General features: G+C 36.6%; 16 protein-coding genes. 3 read left to right on the top strand and 13 right to left on the bottom strand.

Annotated features, from left to right (window positions below; genetic code table 11):
* From queG to HRT72_13145, 9 genes are all read right to left on the bottom strand, one after another.
* Window positions 1–735, bottom strand: a 735-nt coding sequence (queG, locus tag HRT72_13105; GenBank protein ID NQY68645.1) for a tRNA epoxyqueuosine(34) reductase QueG, incomplete at its 3' end; no start/stop codon positions are given.
* Window positions 736–750: 15 nt separating this feature from the next.
* Window positions 751–1,776, bottom strand: coding sequence for a Holliday junction branch migration DNA helicase RuvB (gene ruvB / locus HRT72_13110; protein NQY68646.1), 1,026 nt, complete (start codon window positions 1,774–1,776; stop codon window positions 751–753).
* A 96-nt stretch (window positions 1,777–1,872) separates the two neighbouring features.
* Window positions 1,873–3,087, bottom strand: coding sequence for a quinol:cytochrome C oxidoreductase (locus HRT72_13115; GenBank protein ID NQY68647.1), 1,215 nt, complete (start codon window positions 3,085–3,087; stop codon window positions 1,873–1,875).
* Between the two features lie 67 nt (window positions 3,088–3,154).
* Entirely contained in the window at window positions 3,155–3,853 is a 699-nt protein-coding gene (locus HRT72_13120; protein NQY68648.1) for a cytochrome c, read from the bottom strand.
* Window positions 3,854–4,390: a DUF3341 domain-containing protein gene (locus tag HRT72_13125; GenBank protein ID NQY68649.1), complete on the bottom strand. Its 537-nt coding sequence runs from the start codon at window positions 4,388–4,390 to the stop codon at window positions 3,854–3,856. It lies immediately after the preceding gene.
* 3 nt (window positions 4,391–4,393) lie between these two features.
* Window positions 4,394–5,767, bottom strand: coding sequence for a polysulfide reductase NrfD (nrfD, locus tag HRT72_13130; protein ID NQY68650.1), 1,374 nt, complete (start codon window positions 5,765–5,767; stop codon window positions 4,394–4,396).
* The gene (locus HRT72_13135) at window positions 5,760–8,879 is read right to left on the bottom strand and encodes a TAT-variant-translocated molybdopterin oxidoreductase (protein NQY68651.1); all 3,120 of its coding nucleotides are present in this window, start codon (window positions 8,877–8,879) and stop codon (window positions 5,760–5,762) included. Before HRT72_13135 ends, nrfD begins: the two co-directional genes overlap by 8 nt.
* 17 nt (window positions 8,880–8,896) lie before the next feature.
* A complete protein-coding gene (locus HRT72_13140) occupies window positions 8,897–10,168 on the bottom strand; it encodes a c-type cytochrome (GenBank protein NQY68652.1) in 1,272 nt (423 codons plus the stop codon).
* A gap of 177 nt (window positions 10,169–10,345) precedes the next feature.
* Entirely contained in the window at window positions 10,346–10,843 is a 498-nt protein-coding gene (locus tag HRT72_13145; protein ID NQY68653.1) for a cytochrome c, read from the bottom strand.
* 147 nt (window positions 10,844–10,990) lie between these two features.
* On the opposite strand from HRT72_13145, the gene HRT72_13150 reads away from it, so the two are divergent.
* A complete protein-coding gene (locus HRT72_13150) occupies window positions 10,991–11,494 on the top strand; it encodes an SPOR domain-containing protein (GenBank protein ID NQY68654.1) in 504 nt (167 codons plus the stop codon).
* A 1-nt stretch (window position 11,495) separates the two neighbouring features.
* Here the strand turns inward: HRT72_13150 and infB are convergent, their stop codons facing one another.
* The 4 genes from infB to HRT72_13170 all read right to left on the bottom strand — a co-directional run bounded on the left by infB (window position 11,496) and on the right by HRT72_13170 (window position 17,356).
* Entirely contained in the window at window positions 11,496–14,240 is a 2,745-nt protein-coding gene (gene infB / locus HRT72_13155) for a translation initiation factor IF-2 (protein ID NQY68655.1), read from the bottom strand.
* Between the two features lie 52 nt (window positions 14,241–14,292).
* Complete coding sequence (gene nusA, locus HRT72_13160) at window positions 14,293–15,528, bottom strand: transcription termination/antitermination protein NusA (GenBank protein ID NQY68656.1); 1,236 nt, start codon at window positions 15,526–15,528, stop codon at window positions 14,293–14,295.
* Window positions 15,529–15,535: 7 nt separating this feature from the next.
* Window positions 15,536–16,000, bottom strand: a complete 465-nt coding sequence (rimP, locus tag HRT72_13165) for a ribosome assembly cofactor RimP (protein NQY68657.1) — start codon at window positions 15,998–16,000, stop codon at window positions 15,536–15,538.
* Between the two features lie 123 nt (window positions 16,001–16,123).
* Entirely contained in the window at window positions 16,124–17,356 is a 1,233-nt protein-coding gene (locus HRT72_13170) for a toxin-antitoxin system YwqK family antitoxin (protein ID NQY68658.1), read from the bottom strand.
* A gap of 330 nt (window positions 17,357–17,686) precedes the next feature.
* On the opposite strand from HRT72_13170, the gene HRT72_13175 reads away from it, so the two are divergent.
* The gene (locus tag HRT72_13175) at window positions 17,687–18,316 is read left to right on the top strand and encodes a GNAT family N-acetyltransferase (GenBank protein NQY68659.1); all 630 of its coding nucleotides are present in this window, start codon (window positions 17,687–17,689) and stop codon (window positions 18,314–18,316) included.
* A partial coding sequence (locus HRT72_13180) for an argininosuccinate synthase (GenBank protein ID NQY68660.1) occupies window positions 18,313–18,770 on the top strand: 458 nt, incomplete at its 3' end. The genes HRT72_13175 and HRT72_13180, both read left to right, overlap by 4 nt.

Genomic DNA, 18,770 nt, shown 5'->3' on the forward strand with positions numbered 1-18,770 from the left:
ACAAACATCTTGACAAACGTCGCAGCCAAAAACCCAATTATCAAATTTACCCTTTACCTCTTCTGGTATTTGTTCTTTTAACTCTATCGTGTAATATGATATGCATTTACTTCCATCAACAATAAAAGGATCTACTATAGCATCCGTAGGACAAGCATCTATACAAGCTGTACAAGTTCCACAGTAATCTTTTATCGGACCGTCATAATCCAATTCTAAATCGATGATCATTTCTGCTATAAAGAAGAAGGAACCACTCTTAGGATTTATAAGATTAGTATTCTTTCCTATCCAACCTAAGCCAGATTTTTTCGCCCAAGCTTTATCTAAAACAGGTGCAGAGTCAACAAAAATCCTACCGTCCATATCTCCAATTTCGTTAACGATAAATTCCCATATCTCGGCAAGCTTATCCTTAATCACATAATGATAATCTTCCCCATATGCATACTTGGAAATCTTCGCATCCGAATTAGCCTTTTGACTTTCCTCTGGGAAATAATTATAGAGAATAGATATCACTGATTTCGCACCGGGAACTAATATTGTTGGGTCTAAGCGCTTGTCGAAATTTCTTTCCATGTACGCCATATTACCATGCATACCATTCTTTAACCAACTCTCTAACCGACTTGCTTCATCTTCAAGAAATCCTGCTTTGGAAACACCGCAATAACTAAACCCCAATCGAGTGATTTCGTTTTTAATTCGCTGAGTAATTTTGGTGCGATTCATTAATTAGTCAACCAATTAGTTGAACAAATCTCTATTCTCAGCTCTTATAGCCCGACCTAAATGTTTGTATGCATTTTCTGTAGCCTCTCGTCCTCTGGGAGTACGCTTTAAATAACCTTCTTGTATTAAAAAAGGCTCGTATACTTCCTCGATAGTATTACTATCCTCACCGACCGCAGTTGCAATGGTTGTAATTCCAACAGGCCCTCCATTAAATTTATCAATGATGCAAGTAAGAATTTTGATGTCCATCTCATCCAATCCATTCTTATCTACATTAAGAGCTTCTAATGATGAGTCAGCAATAGCTAAATCAATATTTCCATCACCCTTTACTTGTGCGAAGTCCCGAACCCTTCTTAACAAAGTATTCGCAATTCTAGGTGTACCTCTACTTCTTCTAGCTATCTCATTTGCTGCTTGATTTCCAATATCAACATCCATTATTTGTGACGACCTTTTAACAATCGTACATAACAAATCAGCATTGTAATACTCCAATCTTAAGTTAATACTAAACCTTGCACGTAAAGGAGCTGTAAGTAGTCCTGATCGAGTTGTTGCACCTATTAAGGTAAATGGATTCAAAGCTATTTGAACCGTTCTAGCATTAGGACCCGAATCTATCATTATATCAATTCGATAATCTTCCATTGCAGAATAAAGGAATTCCTCAACAACAGGACTTAAGCGATGAATTTCGTCAATAAACAGAACATCATTCTCCTCAAGATTCGTTAATAACCCAGCCAGGTCACTCGGCTTATCTAATACGGGTCCTGAGGTTATTTTAATCCCTACCCCGAGATCATCAGCGATTATATTAGCCAGAGTTGTTTTGCCTAAACCAGGAGGTCCGTGTAATAAAACGTGATCCAATGATTCGTTTCTCAATGTAGCTGCCTTCACAAAAACTTTTAGATTATCCACAAGATCATCTTGCCCTGAAAAGTCATCAAAGGATTTGGGCCGTAAAGCTCTTTCATAATCCGTTTCTTCCTGAGAAAAATGTGAACTATCTGGTATTAGATCTTCAATCATGGTAACAAAGTTAATTAAAACCGGACTTGGTTGAAATGAAAAAGCCGAAGATCATTCGGCTTTTCATAATATATTAAAGATGTCTATCTCTTAATATCATGTATCAAGATGCTCACTCTCTTCTAAGTAAACATTATTCTTAACCTCTAGTGAAGCACTTGATAGAGCTTTTAATACTACGAATCTAAAGAATCCTATAAAACCTAAGAACATACCTAATTCAAATACTTGCACTCCATTCCATCCGTCTTTCATAAGACCAGGCATAATCAACAAATATGTATCTGCCCAATGCCCTACAAATATTATACATAAAACAGGCAATAAGAAGTCGAAGTTCCTTTTTGTATCTCTAGACATAAAAATGATTAAAGGGAACAAGAAGTTTATAATAAACATTCCAAAGAACATCCAATTGTAATTTTGAATTCTATTCACATAATACGTAACCTCTTCTGGAATATCAGAATACCAGATTAACATTAATTGACAGAACCATAAATAACTCCAGAAAATACTTAAAGCAAATACCCATTTACCCAAATCATGAATGTGACTTTCATTTACTTTATTGAGGTAGCCTTGTGCTTTAAGTTGCATGGTAAACAACATGATAACTACCATTGCTGCTATCCAGCTTCCGCCAAACACATACCATCCAAAAAGTGTACTAAACCAATGCGTATCTATAGACATGATCCAATCCCATGCAGAAGTTGAAGATGTAACGGCTAAGAACACTAAGAAAATTGCACCAAACTTCTGGTTACCCCAATACCATGCTTCACCTCCTACTTCATCTTCCTCTAACGATCGCTTTCTAAAGAACCAACCAAAGAATATCCAAACACTCAAATAAATGACAGTTCTAATCCACCAAAATCCAGTATTTAAATAACCCGTTTTATTAAAGATAATCTCATCGAAATGCTCGTTTTCAACTGCTCCTTCAACAGCCTCTTGTGTATATTCTGGGTGATCTGATCCAATAGTAGATTCTATAACATAATGATTTGTTACGGCCTCATCCATCCAATGATATATATGATTCCAATGTAAACTAGCTGCAATAAATACTATTACCAACACAACCGCACCATATGGCATATAAGCACTAATACCTTCGAATACTCTTTTTAAAACAATACTCCAACCAGATTCAGTTACATATTGTAATGCCATAAAGAATGTAGCTAACAAAGAAATTCCAAAAAAGAAATATCCGTTAACTAAAATATTGGCCCAAACGGTATTACCGTGATGATCATCGGCAAGAAAACCCATTATAAGAGACAATGCTCCAATTACCATAAAGATGATATTGGTCATTTTAGCCTTCTTACTTACAACGTAATTCATGTCTTACTTTTTTAAAATCTTAGTGTTTGTGGCTCTCTTCCACTTCTTCTTCAATAACTTCTTCTATAATTTCTGCTACTTCTACATCTACTGTAGTTGTATCTATTTCAACAGCTGCAACCTCCAAATCGGGATTTTGCAATGTCTTAACGTAATGGATAATTTTCCATCTTTGATTTCTATCTAATTGTGATGCATGAGATCCCATCATACCTTTACCGTAAGTAATAGAATGAAATATTTTTCCCTCAGGTAAGTCTTTCAACTTTCCGCTATAAGTTGGCGGTACAGCCGGGAATTTTCCACTTGCAATTACACTTCCATCTCCTTCTCCAGTCTCACCATGACAATGAATACAGAACTTACCATATATGACTTTACCTTCTTCAACTGTCTCTGCATTCATCGCAAATGGACTAGTTAATTCTTCACCCGCCAATTCATATCCTTCAGTAGTATTTGGATAAGAATAAGGGTAGTATCCTCTTGGAACAGTACCTTTAACCGGTAACCTTGCAGACATTTCATTAATAGAATCACCATCCAAGTTACTTACTGAATAAGTCTCATAGCTAGGAGATCTATACATATCCGGCATATACTCAACACCAGGACTTAATTCATCACTTGGAGTACAAGACGCCAATAACAACAATGCAGACCCAATCAATATTTTAATTGCGCTACTCATTTTTATATTTTCAGATAAAAGTCTCATTTATTCTCCGTCCTTTTCTGTTAATTCTAATACACCAGAACCATTAATTACTCCTTTAATTTCATCGTTACTGTTTCCACCAAAACCAGATTCTTCAATGATCATTAAGAACATGTCATCTGTAGTTCTAGGATCTGGATTTATAGCAGCCACACCTGGTAACGTCCAATTTCTTAAAAAATAAGTCATTGCCATACCGTGCGATGCACAAAGAATAGTAAACTCAAACGTAATCGGAATAAACGCTGGTAAATTCTCATATAGGTGAAAATTTGGCTTACCACCAACGTTAATACCTGGCCAATCATGAACCATGAAATACCACATTCCAACTAATGCTAACGTTGTTCCCATACATCCAAACATGAATGAAACAATCGCCAACCTGGTTTTCTTAACTCCAATAATTGGATCTAAACCGTGTATAGGAAACGGAGAGAAAACATCTGCAACGTGAACTCCCTTTGCAACAAGCTCTTTAGCTGCTTTCATTAGCAACTGCTCATCATCATATAATGCATGTATTGACTTACTCATCTTTTAATGCTTTTGATTTTTATATGACTCACCTGACATCTTCAAGATCGATTTCAATTCATTAAATGCTATTACAGGAAACGCTCTACTGAACAATAAGAAGATCGTAAAGAATATTCCAATTGTACCAATGAATATTCCTATGTCAATAAACGTAGGGTGAAACATTGTCCAGCTTGAAGGAAGGAAATCTCTGTGTATTGAAGTAACAATAATTACAAATCTCTCAAACCACATACCGATGTTAACGAATATTGTAAGAATAAAAGAAATCGTAAGATTCGTTCTGATTTTTCTAAACCATAAGAACTGAGGTGTAACAACATTACATGTCATCATACAGAAGTATGCCCACCAATAAGGTCCGGTTGCTCTGTTCAAGAATGCATACTGCTCATACTCAACACCAGAATACCAGGCAATAAAAAGCTCAGTTAAATACGCAACACCAACTAAAGACCCTGTTAACATGATAATAATATTCATGTATTCAATGTGTCTAACATTAATGTATGCCTCTAAACTTAATACCTTTCTTACAACAATCAGCAAAGTCATTACCATCGCAAATCCAGAGAATAAAGCTCCCAGTACGAAGTAAGGAGGAAAAATAGTTGTATGCCATCCAGGAATAACGGCTGTAGCAAAGTCCATACTCACAATAGAGTGAACAGAGAAAACAAGCGGTGTTGACATTCCTGCAAGCACTAAAGAAACCTCTTCAAATCTATTCCAAGACTTCGCATTTCCGTACCATCCAAAACTAAGGATACTATAAATCTTTTTATATACAGGACGTACAGCCTTATCTCTAATTGTAGCGAAATCAGGAATTAATCCTATGTACCAGAATACAACCGATACACTGAAGTACGTCGATATTGCAAATACATCCCAAAGCAAAGGAGAATTAAAGTTTGGCCAAAGCGAACCGAATTGATTAGGTATAGGGAAAACCCAATATGCTAACCAAGGACGTCCCATGTGAATTCCTGGAAACAATGCTGCCATCATTACAGCAAAAATTGTCATTGCTTCTGCAGAACGATTAATCGCCATTCTCCATCTTTGACGGAACAATAATAACACAGCAGATATTAATGTACCAGCATGTCCAATACCAATCCACCAAACAAAGTTCGTGATATCCCATGCCCAACCAACAGTCTTATTCAATCCCCAAGCACCTATACCAGTACCAATTGTATATGTTATACAACCTACACCCCAAAGTGCTACTAAAGCACACAGTGAAAACACCATGTACCAGTATTTATTTGCTCTACCAAAAATTGGCGCACAAACATCTTCCGTTATTTGGGCATAGGTTTTTTCACCTAGAATAAGCGGCTCTCGTATTTCGGCTTCTTTATGCATTGTTTCTAACCTTGGTCTTGTAATAAATATTTGGTTGTACGCCTAATTCTTCAATTAAAACATAACCCCTATCTGATGATGCATCCTTAGCTACGGCGGTAGCATTATTGTTTAAGTCTCCAAATTGTATTGCATTTGTAGGACAAGCCTCAGCACATGCAGTAGTCATGTCACCATCTTCAACTGGTCTCCCAGCCTTTTTAGCAACTAACTTTCCTCCTTGAATTCGTTGAACACATAACGAGCACTTTTCCATTACTCCTCTAGAACGAACTACAACATCTGGATTCAATACCATTCTTGCCAAGCTATCTTGAGCAGGATTAGTAGCGAAATCACTGTTTCCATTGTAATTGAACCAGTTAAATCTTCTTACTTTATAAGGACAGTTGTTTGCACAATATCTAGTACCTACACATCTGTTATAAGCCATTTGATTCAGCCCCTCATTACTATGGGTTGTAGCAGCAACTGGACAAACAGTTTCACAAGGAGCGTGATTACAATGTTGGCACATTAAAGGTTGAAAAGCAACTTGTGGATTTTCTGAAGGAATCTCCATCAATCCAGCTCTATCCATAAATCCTATTTCAAAATCATCCTTCTTGGTATCCGAAGAATAATATCTATCTATTCTTAACCAAGACATGTCTCTACTTCTCCTTACTTCATCTTTTCCAACAACTGGAACGTTGTTTTCCGAATGACAAGAAGTAACACAAGCACTACATCCGTTACATGTACTTAAATCTATTGATAATCCCCATCTGTGACCTTTTTCGATATCGTGATCATTCCAAAGGTTAATTTTATATGGATTCTTTTTAACACCGTCATAATCCGTAACCATTATATCCGGATTACCTGCTTTATTATCTTTTATGAAATCTTCTAACGAGGCCTCTTTGATCATATCTCTTCCCATCAATGTATGATGAGTTTGTGTAGAAGCAATTTCATATTTATTACCTGTTCCTGTAACTGTTACGTCTAAGTTTGAATAAGTAATATTTCCATCAATAAAAGAAGTGAAGTCAAATGCATTTGCACCTACACCATTTCCTGCCTTACCAGCATTTGTTCTACCATAACCTAAAGCTAAACCAACTGTTCCTGCTTTCTGTCCTGGCTGCACAATAACAGGCAATTCAACTGATTTACCTCCAACCGTTAGTTTAACCAAATCAGCTGGTGTTGCTTCTCCTATTTTTTGTTCGTAGCCATTCGCCGTCATATCCGATGGCGCCATAGTGATATAGTTATCCCAAACTATTTTCGAGATTGGATCTGGTAACTCTTGTAACCAAGGATTATTCGCCTGATTACCGTTACCGATACCAACTTTTTGGTACATAACCAACTCAACTGCTCCACCAGTACTTGAAGCTTTTATTTTTGCTGCTGCCACTGAAAGATCACCAGAGAAACCATCCGTTTTTCCTTCTTGCATTTCAACATCCTCATCAACAATATCACCACTAGTAGTAGAATAAACTCCATCTCTCAAACAATCATTCCAAACATCCATGGAAGCATCTGTACCTAGAACAGAATCTTTCCAATTATCCATCAAGAAAGATTCATATGTAGAACTGTTACCACTCCATGCTAACAACGAATCTTGTGCTTGTCTTGTTTTAAATAATGGACTGATAGTAGGTTGACAAAGACTATACTCCCCTTTTTTAGGACTTGCATCATTCCAAGACTCTAAATAATGATTGTCTGGACATACATAATCACAAATTGATGCAGTTTCATCATTCCTGTCTGCTAGAGAAATTTTTAAGCCTACTTTAGCAATTGCATCCGATGCACCAGGTAATGTATACACTGGATTTACTCCGTATGTAATAAGAGCATTTACTTTACCAGAAGCCATTTCCTTAAGCAAGGCCTCTACTTTTGTATCGTCTCCTTGTTTAATAGTAACGTTAGCATCAATATCTAATGTAGTTCCATAATTCCCAAGTAATTCGTTAATACCATTAACTACTACTTGAACACTTTTACTGTTACTACCAGCTATTACTAATGAAGTTCCTTTTGACGCAACCAATCGACCTGCAGCTAATTCTATTGACTCAGCATATTGGTCAGTACCGCCAGCTATCGTTGAGCCTCCTATTTTCTTAGCTACTGCATTATATAATGATACTATAACCGAACCATGCTCTGATTCTTTAATAGCTACCCTTGTATCCGCACTACTTCCTGTTAAAGACAGGGTTGTTTCAAAAGCTATTAGACTCGACATCGATCCACTTTCCGGATTTCTAGTAGAAGCGTAATCTACATTATACTGTATAGAGCTTAACCAATTGGACATAAAGTCAGCACCAATTGTTACAATCGCAGTCGCTTTATCAAATTTGTAATCCGGAATACCTGCAACACCAAAAGACTCAACATTCGCATTTATTATACCTGATGCAGAAATATCATCGTATGTAATGTGTTGTACATCTCCAGCAACACCTTCCTCGTTTTCTTCCGAATACTTTTCTATAAAACCAGCTATTACTTTCTTAGTAGAAGGACTTGTTATTGAATTAGATAAGATTCTAATAGAACCACCCTTAGCTGCTATTGCCGCCAATTTTTTTAAAATATCACCATCAACAGAATCCCAAGAACTTTCAGCACCACTACTTAACGGCCCTTGTAATCTTTCAGAATCATATAACGAAAGAACAGATGAATTTACTCGAGCACTTACCCCACCTTTCGTAACACCTGACAACTTATTTCCAGTAATATGAATTGGTCGACCTTCTCTTGTCTTAACTAAAATACTACAGTAATCATTTCCATCAGAAAATGTTGAAGCATAATAATTAGCAATACCAGGAGTAATTTCTTCCGGTTTAACTAAATATGGAATCGTTTTAGTTACTGGCGTCTCACAGGCAGCTAACGAAGCGGCTGTAACACTAAATCCTAAAAATTTAAGAAAATCTCTTCTTGTTGTACCTTCTTCAGAAAGTTTTGAATCATTCAAGAATTCATCTACAGGAATTTCTTGTGCAAACTCCTTTTGCGAAGCTGCTACGAATTGCTCATCTTTATCAAGCTCTTCAATTCCTTTCCAATATGTTTTTGTAGTACTCATTTCTTTCTAGGCTATCATTAATAGTGACACTTAGCACATTCTAATCCGCCAATGTTTTCAACTGTAAATACTTTACCAGGCTCATCCTTATATTTCTCTTTGAGCTCAGCGTGTATTTTCTCATAGTAACCATTGCCTTGCATCTTAACATCTTTTGTTCTGTGACATTCGATACACCATCCCATTGTTAATGGAGACTCTTGTTTCAAGACATCCATTTCCTCTACCGGTCCGTGACATTCTTGACATTTCACTTGACCTACAACAACATGCTGTGAGTGGTTGAAGTAAACAAAATCTGGCAAATTGTGCACCCTCACCCATTCAATAGGCTTTTTATTTTCACCATATTCTGCCGCCATTGGATCTTCAGTAATATCTAGTGCTGCATATATTTTGGCAATTTCTGCAGTCCCAGTAGTTGTACCTTCAGAAACAGCTTTATGACAATTCATACAAACATTAGCCGGAGGAATACCCGCTGTCTTTCCCTTCTCAGCACCAAAGTGACAATACACACACTCAATCTTAAGATCTCCAGCATGAATTTTATGAGAGTAATTAATCGGTTGTTCAGGAGCGTAATCTGTATATACGCCAATATCCATCATTCTATCGAAAGCATCATTTAGACCTCCGAAGATTAAAAGAACCACAACAAGACCAACTAATCTTTTATTTCTTCCTGACCAATCCTTGAAATGAGAACCTACAGATGCTAATCGAGGAGCATCTTTTCCTTGTTTCTCTAAAACAAACCTTTGAAGTTTAGAATTCGCTACATATAAAATCAATCCTAAAGCTGCAAGAGCAAGTAAAATCAAACCGTAAGTCCCAGTGCTAGTACCTTCATCAGTAGAAGCACCTGTTTCTTCAACTTCAACAATTGCTTTCTTTGGAGGAACGTATGCGTTTACAAAAGCAAGGATATCTATAATTTCTTCTTCCGTTACTGCCTGAGATGGCATAACGCTACTATTAAATTCTGCAAATAATTTAACAGCATAAGGGTCTCCACTAGCTATAACCTCTTGTGAATTCTTTACCCATTTAATAATCCATTCTTTTGAACGTCTATCCTCAATCCCTTTTAGTCCAGGACCGGTAAACTTTTTATCTGTAGGCAAGTGACAAGATGCACAATTACCTTTAAATACTTTTGCGCCGTTTTCTGCATCGCCTTCATAATCTTGGGCAATACTAATAGACACACCAAATGCTAGGAAAAGTATAAGTACTAGAATCGACTTTAATACTTTATTGAAGCTTGCAGACACTACTCTGTTCATAATCAAGTTACTACTCCTTTTTGTTCATTATTCACTATAACCAGGAGACTTTATTTGCAAGCAAATGTAAAAGATTCATCGTTTAACACAAACAATTACATAAGAATTTACCGCAAATAAGGTATTGCTTATCTCATTTGCTTTTATACAATCCTGAACCACCAATGTTTACGGTGGTTAATCTATTATAAAAATTGCTCCTAATATTATCACAACCATTAAACCTGCGATTCCATACATCATATACAAACTTCCCTCTTTACTCCCTTCATTTGTTTCCTTTTTCTCTTCCTTTATTTCTTCTTTCACAGATGGAGTTACAGCTTTTGTATCTATGTAATCAAATATTGCCATGATTTCTTCATCTTTTAAATTCTGAGGCGGCATTGCAGATTTGTTAAATTGCTCGTAAACTTCATTCGCATACATATCCCCACTTGCAATAAGTTCCTTTGAGTTTTGCGTCCATTTAATAACCCACTCATTGCCCTGTCTTTCTCTTGAACCCTGTAGTCCCGGACCAACTAATCTTTTGGTATTCGTTTTATGGCATGAAGCACAATTTTGCTTGAATAGATTTTCCCCATCTAATTCGGCATGAGAATTGCTCGAAATTAACACTGTACTAATTATTAGTATAGTAACAACTAAAATAGTTTTTGCCTTAATCTTCATTTTATTTCTTTTTCACTTTGTAAATAATCGGCACAAATGTATGAGAAAGCAGGTTGATACCAAAAAATGATAGAGACAAAGTAGATATTTACCGAACAACTATTATTATTTTCACATTACCAATAAAGTCGAATATAATCCTACCACATGAGATTGATATCAGCCCTTCTAATTCTATCTTCTTTAACTCTAGTATTTTGCCTCTCATCTTTTGCAGACGATAGCACAAAAACCGAAGAGTTAGACCCAATGGAAACAATTCAATTTGATACATTAAGTATTAATAAAGTTGTGTTTATGAATAATGACTCCGACAAAGTTGAGGTTATTCACGATTCAAGACTCTATGACCTTATAGAGAAGGACATACGACTTAACATTGAGAAAGAAAATAGAGCGTCGGGTTATAGAGTACAAATATCCTCGTCAGCGGTACGTTTAAAAAGCAATCAATCTAAATCTAAGTTCTTGTCACTTTATCCTGAGACAAAAGCACATATAATCTTTGAGCAACCCAATTACAAAGTACGTGTAGGTGATTTCTCGAAACGATTAGATGCCCAGAAAGCTTTAAATTTAATCAAGCCTAACTTTCCTGCTTCTTATATAGTTAAAGATGTAATCCTAATAACAAATGTGAAAAGCAGATAACTTATTTAAGTTTTTGCTTTACTTCTACCTCTTCATAACCTTCCACAATATCAAGCTCCTCAATATCATTAAAGCCCTCAATGCTAATACCACATTCATACCCATGTGTTACCTCCTTAACATCGTCCTTAAATCGTTTAAGACTTGATAACTTTCCCTGATGCACAACTACACCTTGGCGTAGAATTCTGATTTTGGTATTTCTAGTAACCTTGCCATCTAGAACATAACAACCTGCTATCGTTCCAACTTTAGTTATCTTATATACTTCTCTAATCTCAATATTACATACCACTTTCTCCTCGATCTCCGGATCAAGCATGCCTTCCATTGCTGCTTCCAATTCTTCAACCGCATCATAGATTACTGTATAAAATCTAATATCTATACCTTCTTTATCAGCCAGTTTTCTAGCACTCACTGACGGACGAACTTGGAATCCAATAATGATGGCATCAGAAGCCGAAGCTAGTAATACATCCGATTCGATAATTTGACCTACCGACTTGTGAATAATATTAATTTGTATCTTTTCTCTAGATAATTTTAATAATGAATCCGATACCGCCTCAACAGAACCATCCACATCACCTTTTACAATAACATTCAATTCTTTAAAGTCACCGATAGCCAATCTTCTACCAATCTCATCAAGAGTAATGTGCTTTTGCGTTCTAACACCTTGTTCTCTTTGAAGTTGTTGTCTTTTTGATGCGATACTTTTTGCCTCTCGCTCGTCGTCCAAGACATTAAATTTATCTCCTGATGCAACAGCTCCATTCAGTCCAATAATTGAAACTGGCATGGATGGCGAAATCTCTTTCAATTTTTCACCTCGCTCATTATGCATTGCCTTAACCTTTCCTGAGAATTGGCCAGCCAAAATAATATCCCCAACTCTTAATGTCCCTGATTCAACTAATAAAGTTGTAACAAATCCTTTTCCTTTATCTAGGGTAGATTCAATAATAGTTCCGAGCGCGTTTTTATTTGGATTAGCTCTTAATTCCAGCATTTCTGCCTCCAATAAAACTTTTTCCAAAAGATCATCTATACCCTCTCCTGTTTTAGCAGAAATATTATGACTTTGGAATTTCCCACCCCAATCTTCTACCAAAATATCCATTGCGGAAAGTTGCTCCTTGATTTTATCCGGATTTGCACCTTCTCTATCTACTTTATTGATAGCAAATACCATTGGTACACCTGCAGCTTGCGCATGATTTATTGCTTCTTTAGTTTGAGGCATTACATCATCATCTGCAGCAACCACGATTATTACAACATCCGTTATAGAAGCACCCCTTGCCCTCATCGCCGTAAACGCTTCGTGACCCGGTGTATCTAAGAATGTTAGTATTTTACCATCTTTCAATTCAACATGGTATGCACCAATATGCTGTGTAATACCACCTGATTCACCTGCAGTTACATTTGTTTGTCTAATATAATCAAGAAGAGAAGTTTTACCATGATCAACATGTCCCATTACAGTAATAATGGCTGGTCGATCTTTTAAATCTTCCTCTTTGTCATCATCCAAAACAATTGCTTCCTGAACTTCTGCACTTACAAATTCTGTATCAAATCCAAACTCTTCAGCAACAATACTTAAAGTCTCCGCATCCAATCTCTGATTAATAGAAACAAATAACCCAAGCGAGATACATGAAGAAATCACCTCATTTACCTCAACATTCATCATCGTCGCTAACTCTTGTGCCGTAACGAACTCCGTTACCTTTAGAAGTGTTTTATCTGCCTCTAACTGATCTGCATCTTCTTGGATTCTTTCACTAATTGCAGCTCTTTTTTCTCTTCTATATTTCGACGATTTAGACTTACCTTTTCCACCAATTCTAGCTAAAGTTGCTTGAATTTGCTTTTGAATATCAACAACCGGAGCTTCTGTTGTTCCTGGTTTATCGCTTTTTCCTTTTCGGTCATTATCATTCCCTTTATCACTAGAGAAGATTCTTTTTCTTTTTTTCTTTTTGTTCTTATCGGAATCATAAGATGCGGAAGATGCTATTGGTTGTTTCTTAGCTTCCTCTTCTTTCTTCCTGTCCTTTTTTACCGGTCTCGTTCTCGAGTCAATTTTGCTTATATCTATCTTTCCAACAATCTTTGGAGTAGCGCTAATTGGCATAGAAGCTTTAATCACCCCTGTTCTATCCTCTTTAGGAGCTTCCTCCTTTACTGCTTCTTCAGCAATAACTTCCTCTTTTACCTCTTCCTTTACAACTTCTGAAACAGGCACTTCTTCTTCCTTTGCAACTTCTTCTTCGGCAATAGGCTCATCCGCAATAACTTCTTCTTCAACTACAGACTCTTCTTCAACTACAGACTCTTCAACCACTGTCTCTTCTTCAACTACTGTTTCTTCTTCAACTACTGTTTCTTCTTCAACCGCCTGTACTTCCTCAACTACTGGTTCTTCTTCAATAGTTTCTTCTACAGCAATACTAGCACTAGTATCCTTAATAAATATCTCCTCTGGCTCATCCGCTGCTTCAATTACATCCTCTTCAATAGAATTAAAAGATAACGTATCCCTAGCCTCTTCTTCTTGTGCAACCAGTTCATGCGGAGCATATTTCTTGAGCAGAACAATATATCCCTCTTCAGGAATCTTCGTATTAGGTTTTGCCTCAATTACTATATCGCACTCGGCTAAAAACTCAACCACAGTGGCAATACCTACGTTCAGCTCTTTCGCTACTTTACTTAATCTTTTTGGCTTCACCCTCTACAATGTTTACTTATACTTACTTCTAACCCTCTCTTCTGAATTCTAATTACTCGAATTCGCTTCTTAAAATCTTAACTACTTCATCAATAGTAGATTCTTCAAGATCCGTTCTTTTCTCTAAATCTTCTTTAGTCAATTCTAGTACGCTTCTTGCTGTGTCACATCCGATATTCTTAAGCTCATCCAGAATCCAAGCATCGATTTCATCAGAGAATTCTTCTAGATCTACATCTTCATCTCCCTCAGCTGCTTCCCTAAATACATCAATCTCATATCCAGTTAATTTACCAGCCAATTTAATATTATATCCACCTTTACCAATAGCAAGAGACACTTGATCTGGCTTCAAGAAAACCTCTGCTTTAGCATTCTCCTCATCTAATTTGATAGAAGAAATTTTAGCAGGACTTAAAGATCTAGTAATATATAATTGATCATTCGTTGTAAAGTTGATAACATCGATATTCTCATTCTTCAACTCTCTAACTATTCCGTGAATTCTAGAACCTTTCATTCCTACACAAGAACCAACTGGATCAATTCGATCATCATATGATTCAACAGCAACCTTAGCACGTTGTCCTGGCTCTCTTACAATATTCTTAATTGTGATTAATCCGTCAAATACTTCTGGGATTTCTTGTTCAAATAATTTCGCTAAGAACGAAGGAGATGCTCTCGATAAGATTATCAACGGATTGTTGTTTCTCATTTCTACTCCTAACACAACGGCTCTAACGGTATCTCCTTTTTTAAAGTAATCGAAAGGAATTTGTTCTGTTTTTGGAAGAATCAATTCATTCCCATCGTCGTCTAATATTAAAGTCTCTTTCTTCCATATCTGATAAACTTCACCAGTTACAATATCACCGATTCTAGCAGTATACTTTTCGAAAATATTTCCCTTTTCTAATTCTAGAATTTTAGCAACAAGATTCTGACGAAGTGATAAAATTGCTCTTCTGCCAAAATCTGCTAGATGAACTTCTTCAGATACTTCTTCACCAATTTCAAAATCAGGCTCAATTAATATAGCTTCAGAATAAGCGATTTCAGAATTTTCATCTTCTACTTCACCATCTTTTACAATCGTCCTGTTCCACCAAAGTTCTAAATCACCTTTTTCGGTATTCACGATAACATCGAAATTCTCTTCGGAACCATATTTTCTTTCAAGCATTCCTCTAAACACCTCTTCCAAGATACTTACAGCCGTTTCTCTATCTATATTTTTGAGTTCCTTAAACTCAGAAAACGACTCTACCAAACTGATACTTTCCATAATTGATTTATTTAAACGACAAAATTACTTTGGCCGATTTTATTTTAAAATAAGGCAACTCTACCTCTTCTTCCTCTGTTTTACTTTTATTCTTACTTCCTTTTTTTACTCCAACTTTGAGCACAATACCGTTTTCTATATCTACAGATACAACTTCGCCTATTAGCTTTTCATCCTCAGATGTTATTATCTCGAGCATTTTACCCGTATTCTTTAGATATTGTCTCACATGTGTAAGAGGATATCCAATTCCAGCAGATGATACTTCCAGGTTATAATCGTCTAGAGCCTCTTCAAAAGTGTCTCTAATTTCTCTACTCAGTGCAACACAATCATCAATAGATACACCTTGATCACCATCTATTAGCACTTGGATTTTCTTACTCGTAGCATTCAAGGTAAGGTCTACCAGAAACTTATCTGACGAACCTATTTTATCCTCTATTACCTTTTGTACTGCTATTAATTCCAACTTGTAAACCTTGTTTACGAAAAGAGGGGACTCAGTCCCCTCTTTCCTCTTTCGTATTTACCAGCGACAAAGATAGAAAAAGCTTACCAGATAATCAAATGTTATGTTTGAGTTATAAACAGACTACTCAATCCTCTTCTTGAGCTTGCCGTCTTGGTATTTAGCTTTGTAATCTAATTCACCCTTATCGTTGTAATAACTCCAAATTCCAGAGGGTGAGTTCTTCTCATAATATGCTTCTGTTCTAATTCCACCAAACTCATGGTACTCTACAGATTTACCATCTGGAATACCATCTACATAATTCTGCTCCCTAAAGATATTTCCTCGCTCAAAGTAATAACTCCACTTCCCAATCATTTTACCTTCCTTGAAATCACCTGTGTTCTCTACTTTTCCATTCGTTCGGTAGATTGTCCAAGTACCTTCTTTGATTTCCTTTTTATAAGTACCCTCACTATTCAACTTCCCATCTCTGTACCAATACTGCCATTTCCCTTCTTTAAAACCAGCCAGTCTAACGCCTTCATATTTAGGCTTTTCGTTTCCAAACCAACCTTTCCATTGTCCATCCATCACGGCAGCCTTAAAATAGCCCTCATCCTTTTTAACCCCGTTATTATACCATGACAACCAAAGCCCCTCTTCTTTATCTTCTTTAAATTCTCCCTCTTGGAATTTTTCCCCATTTGAATACCAATAATCCCAGCGACCATCTTTTAGCCCAACAGAATACGAACCGATAATCCACTTACTTCCGTCTTCATACCAAAACTTCCATTCACCTTCTCTTCTATCTCTTATAAATAGTCCTGTACTTTCTAATTCCCCATTCTTGTACCAGTACTTCCATTCCCCATCCATCGAATCGTTCAAATAAGTTCCTTCCGTATCTTTTGCACCATCTTCAAAATACCATGTCCAAGTCTTATCCCGTAAATTATTAGAATAATGACCTACATATTCTTTAGCACCTGTTGATTTCCAAAAAGTCCAATCTCCAACCTGATCACCATTTTCAAACTCACCTTCCATATCTGGTTGACCATTATCAAAGTACCATTTCCAAGGCCCTTCTTCCTTGTGATCAACATATTTACCCTCAGAATTTAACCGACCATTTCGATGCCAAGTAACCCAATTACCATCTTTCTTATTGTTGATGTAATTTCCAGAATCTCTAAGTGCGCCATTCTCGAACCAAGTTTTCCAAACACCTTTCTTCAAACTGTCATTGAACATTGTTCCTTGGAACTTCAATTTACCATTCGTCCATTTTGCAGTATGTAAAGAATCTTGTGCGAATAACTGAGTGGTTAAGCTCAGTATCAATATAAAGGGTAGGTAGCTTTTCATTTCAAATAATTAGTGTGACGAATTTAAGTGAATAGATAACCCCTGCGGCTCGTTCGTTTTACAATTATGAACAATGGACTATTAATAGGAAATCAGACTTTTTGCAATTTTCGCTCGTATTTCTTATTTTTGGAGCCTCTTATGACAAAAGAAACTACATATTCTATTTTCACCCCTTCTGCTTCTGCAGCAAGGAGACCTTTTGGTAGGAGGCCCGCTAGGGTCTAATTCTTATGGTTTACCTACGCGGTATGCCCAATGTCAGTGCAATACAAACATTATTATTATTAAAGTTCTATCAATAGATGAACTAATACAAAAGGTTTAAAAATGGAATTCAAAATAGAGGTAGCAAGCAAAGAGCACTTAGACAAAGCACAGGAAATTTGTGATTTGATTGAGACTGCTGCTCTAAAGCGAGGTACCGGCATCGCCAAACGTTCACCAAAGTATATTCAGGAGAAGATGAGTGAAGGCAAAGCGGTAATCGCAATTGGAGAAGAAGGTGACCTAGCTGGTTTCTGCTACATAGAAACATGGCAACACGGTAAATATGCAGTAAATTCTGGTTTAATAATATCACCTAATTACCAAGGATTAGGTTTGGCAAGAAAAGTAAAGAATAGAGCATTCGAGCTTTCGCGGAAGAAATTCCCTGAAGCGAAAATGTTTGGCCTTACGACAAGTTTGCCGGTGATGAAAATCAATTCGGATTTAGGATATCGTCCAGTTACTTTTTCGGAATTAACCGAAGATGAGTCTTTTTGGAAAGGTTGCCAAAGCTGCGTTAACTTCGATATTCTTACAAGAACAGAACGAAAACATTGTTTGTGTACAGGAATGCTTTTCGATCCAAAAGCTGAAAAGAAAAAGAAAGCCAAGGCAAAGAAAGCAGAAAAGGAAAATGCTGGGGAGAAATCTTGGGCGGATGAAAAAGAAAATTTTTTAAAGAAATCATGAGTAAAGAAAAATTAGTATTGGCTTTTAGCGGTGGATTAGACACTACTTATTGCGCCATTCACTTATCGCGAGAGAAAGGGTTTGAAGTGTATTCGGTTATTGTTAATACTGGAGGATTTTCGCCCGAAGAGCTAGTTGACATTGAAAAGAAAGCGTTTGAACTTGGTGTAACAGAACACAAGTGTATCGATGCAACAAATGACTATTACAAGCAATGTATTAAGTATCTTATATTCGGAAATGTATTAAAGAACAACACTTATCCGCTTTCAGTTAGTGCCGAGCGCGCTTTCCAAGCAATGGCAATCGCAGAATATGCAAAAGAAATCGGAGCTGAATATGTAGCGCACGGTAGTACTGGAGCAGGAAACGACCAGGTTCGATTCGATATGATATTCGGAATTATTATTCCTGGAGTTAAAGTAATCACTCCAATACGTGACAATAAACTTTC

Source organism: Flavobacteriales bacterium, assembly GCA_013214975.1.
Taxonomy (GTDB): Bacteria; Bacteroidota; Bacteroidia; order DT-38; family DT-38; genus DT-38.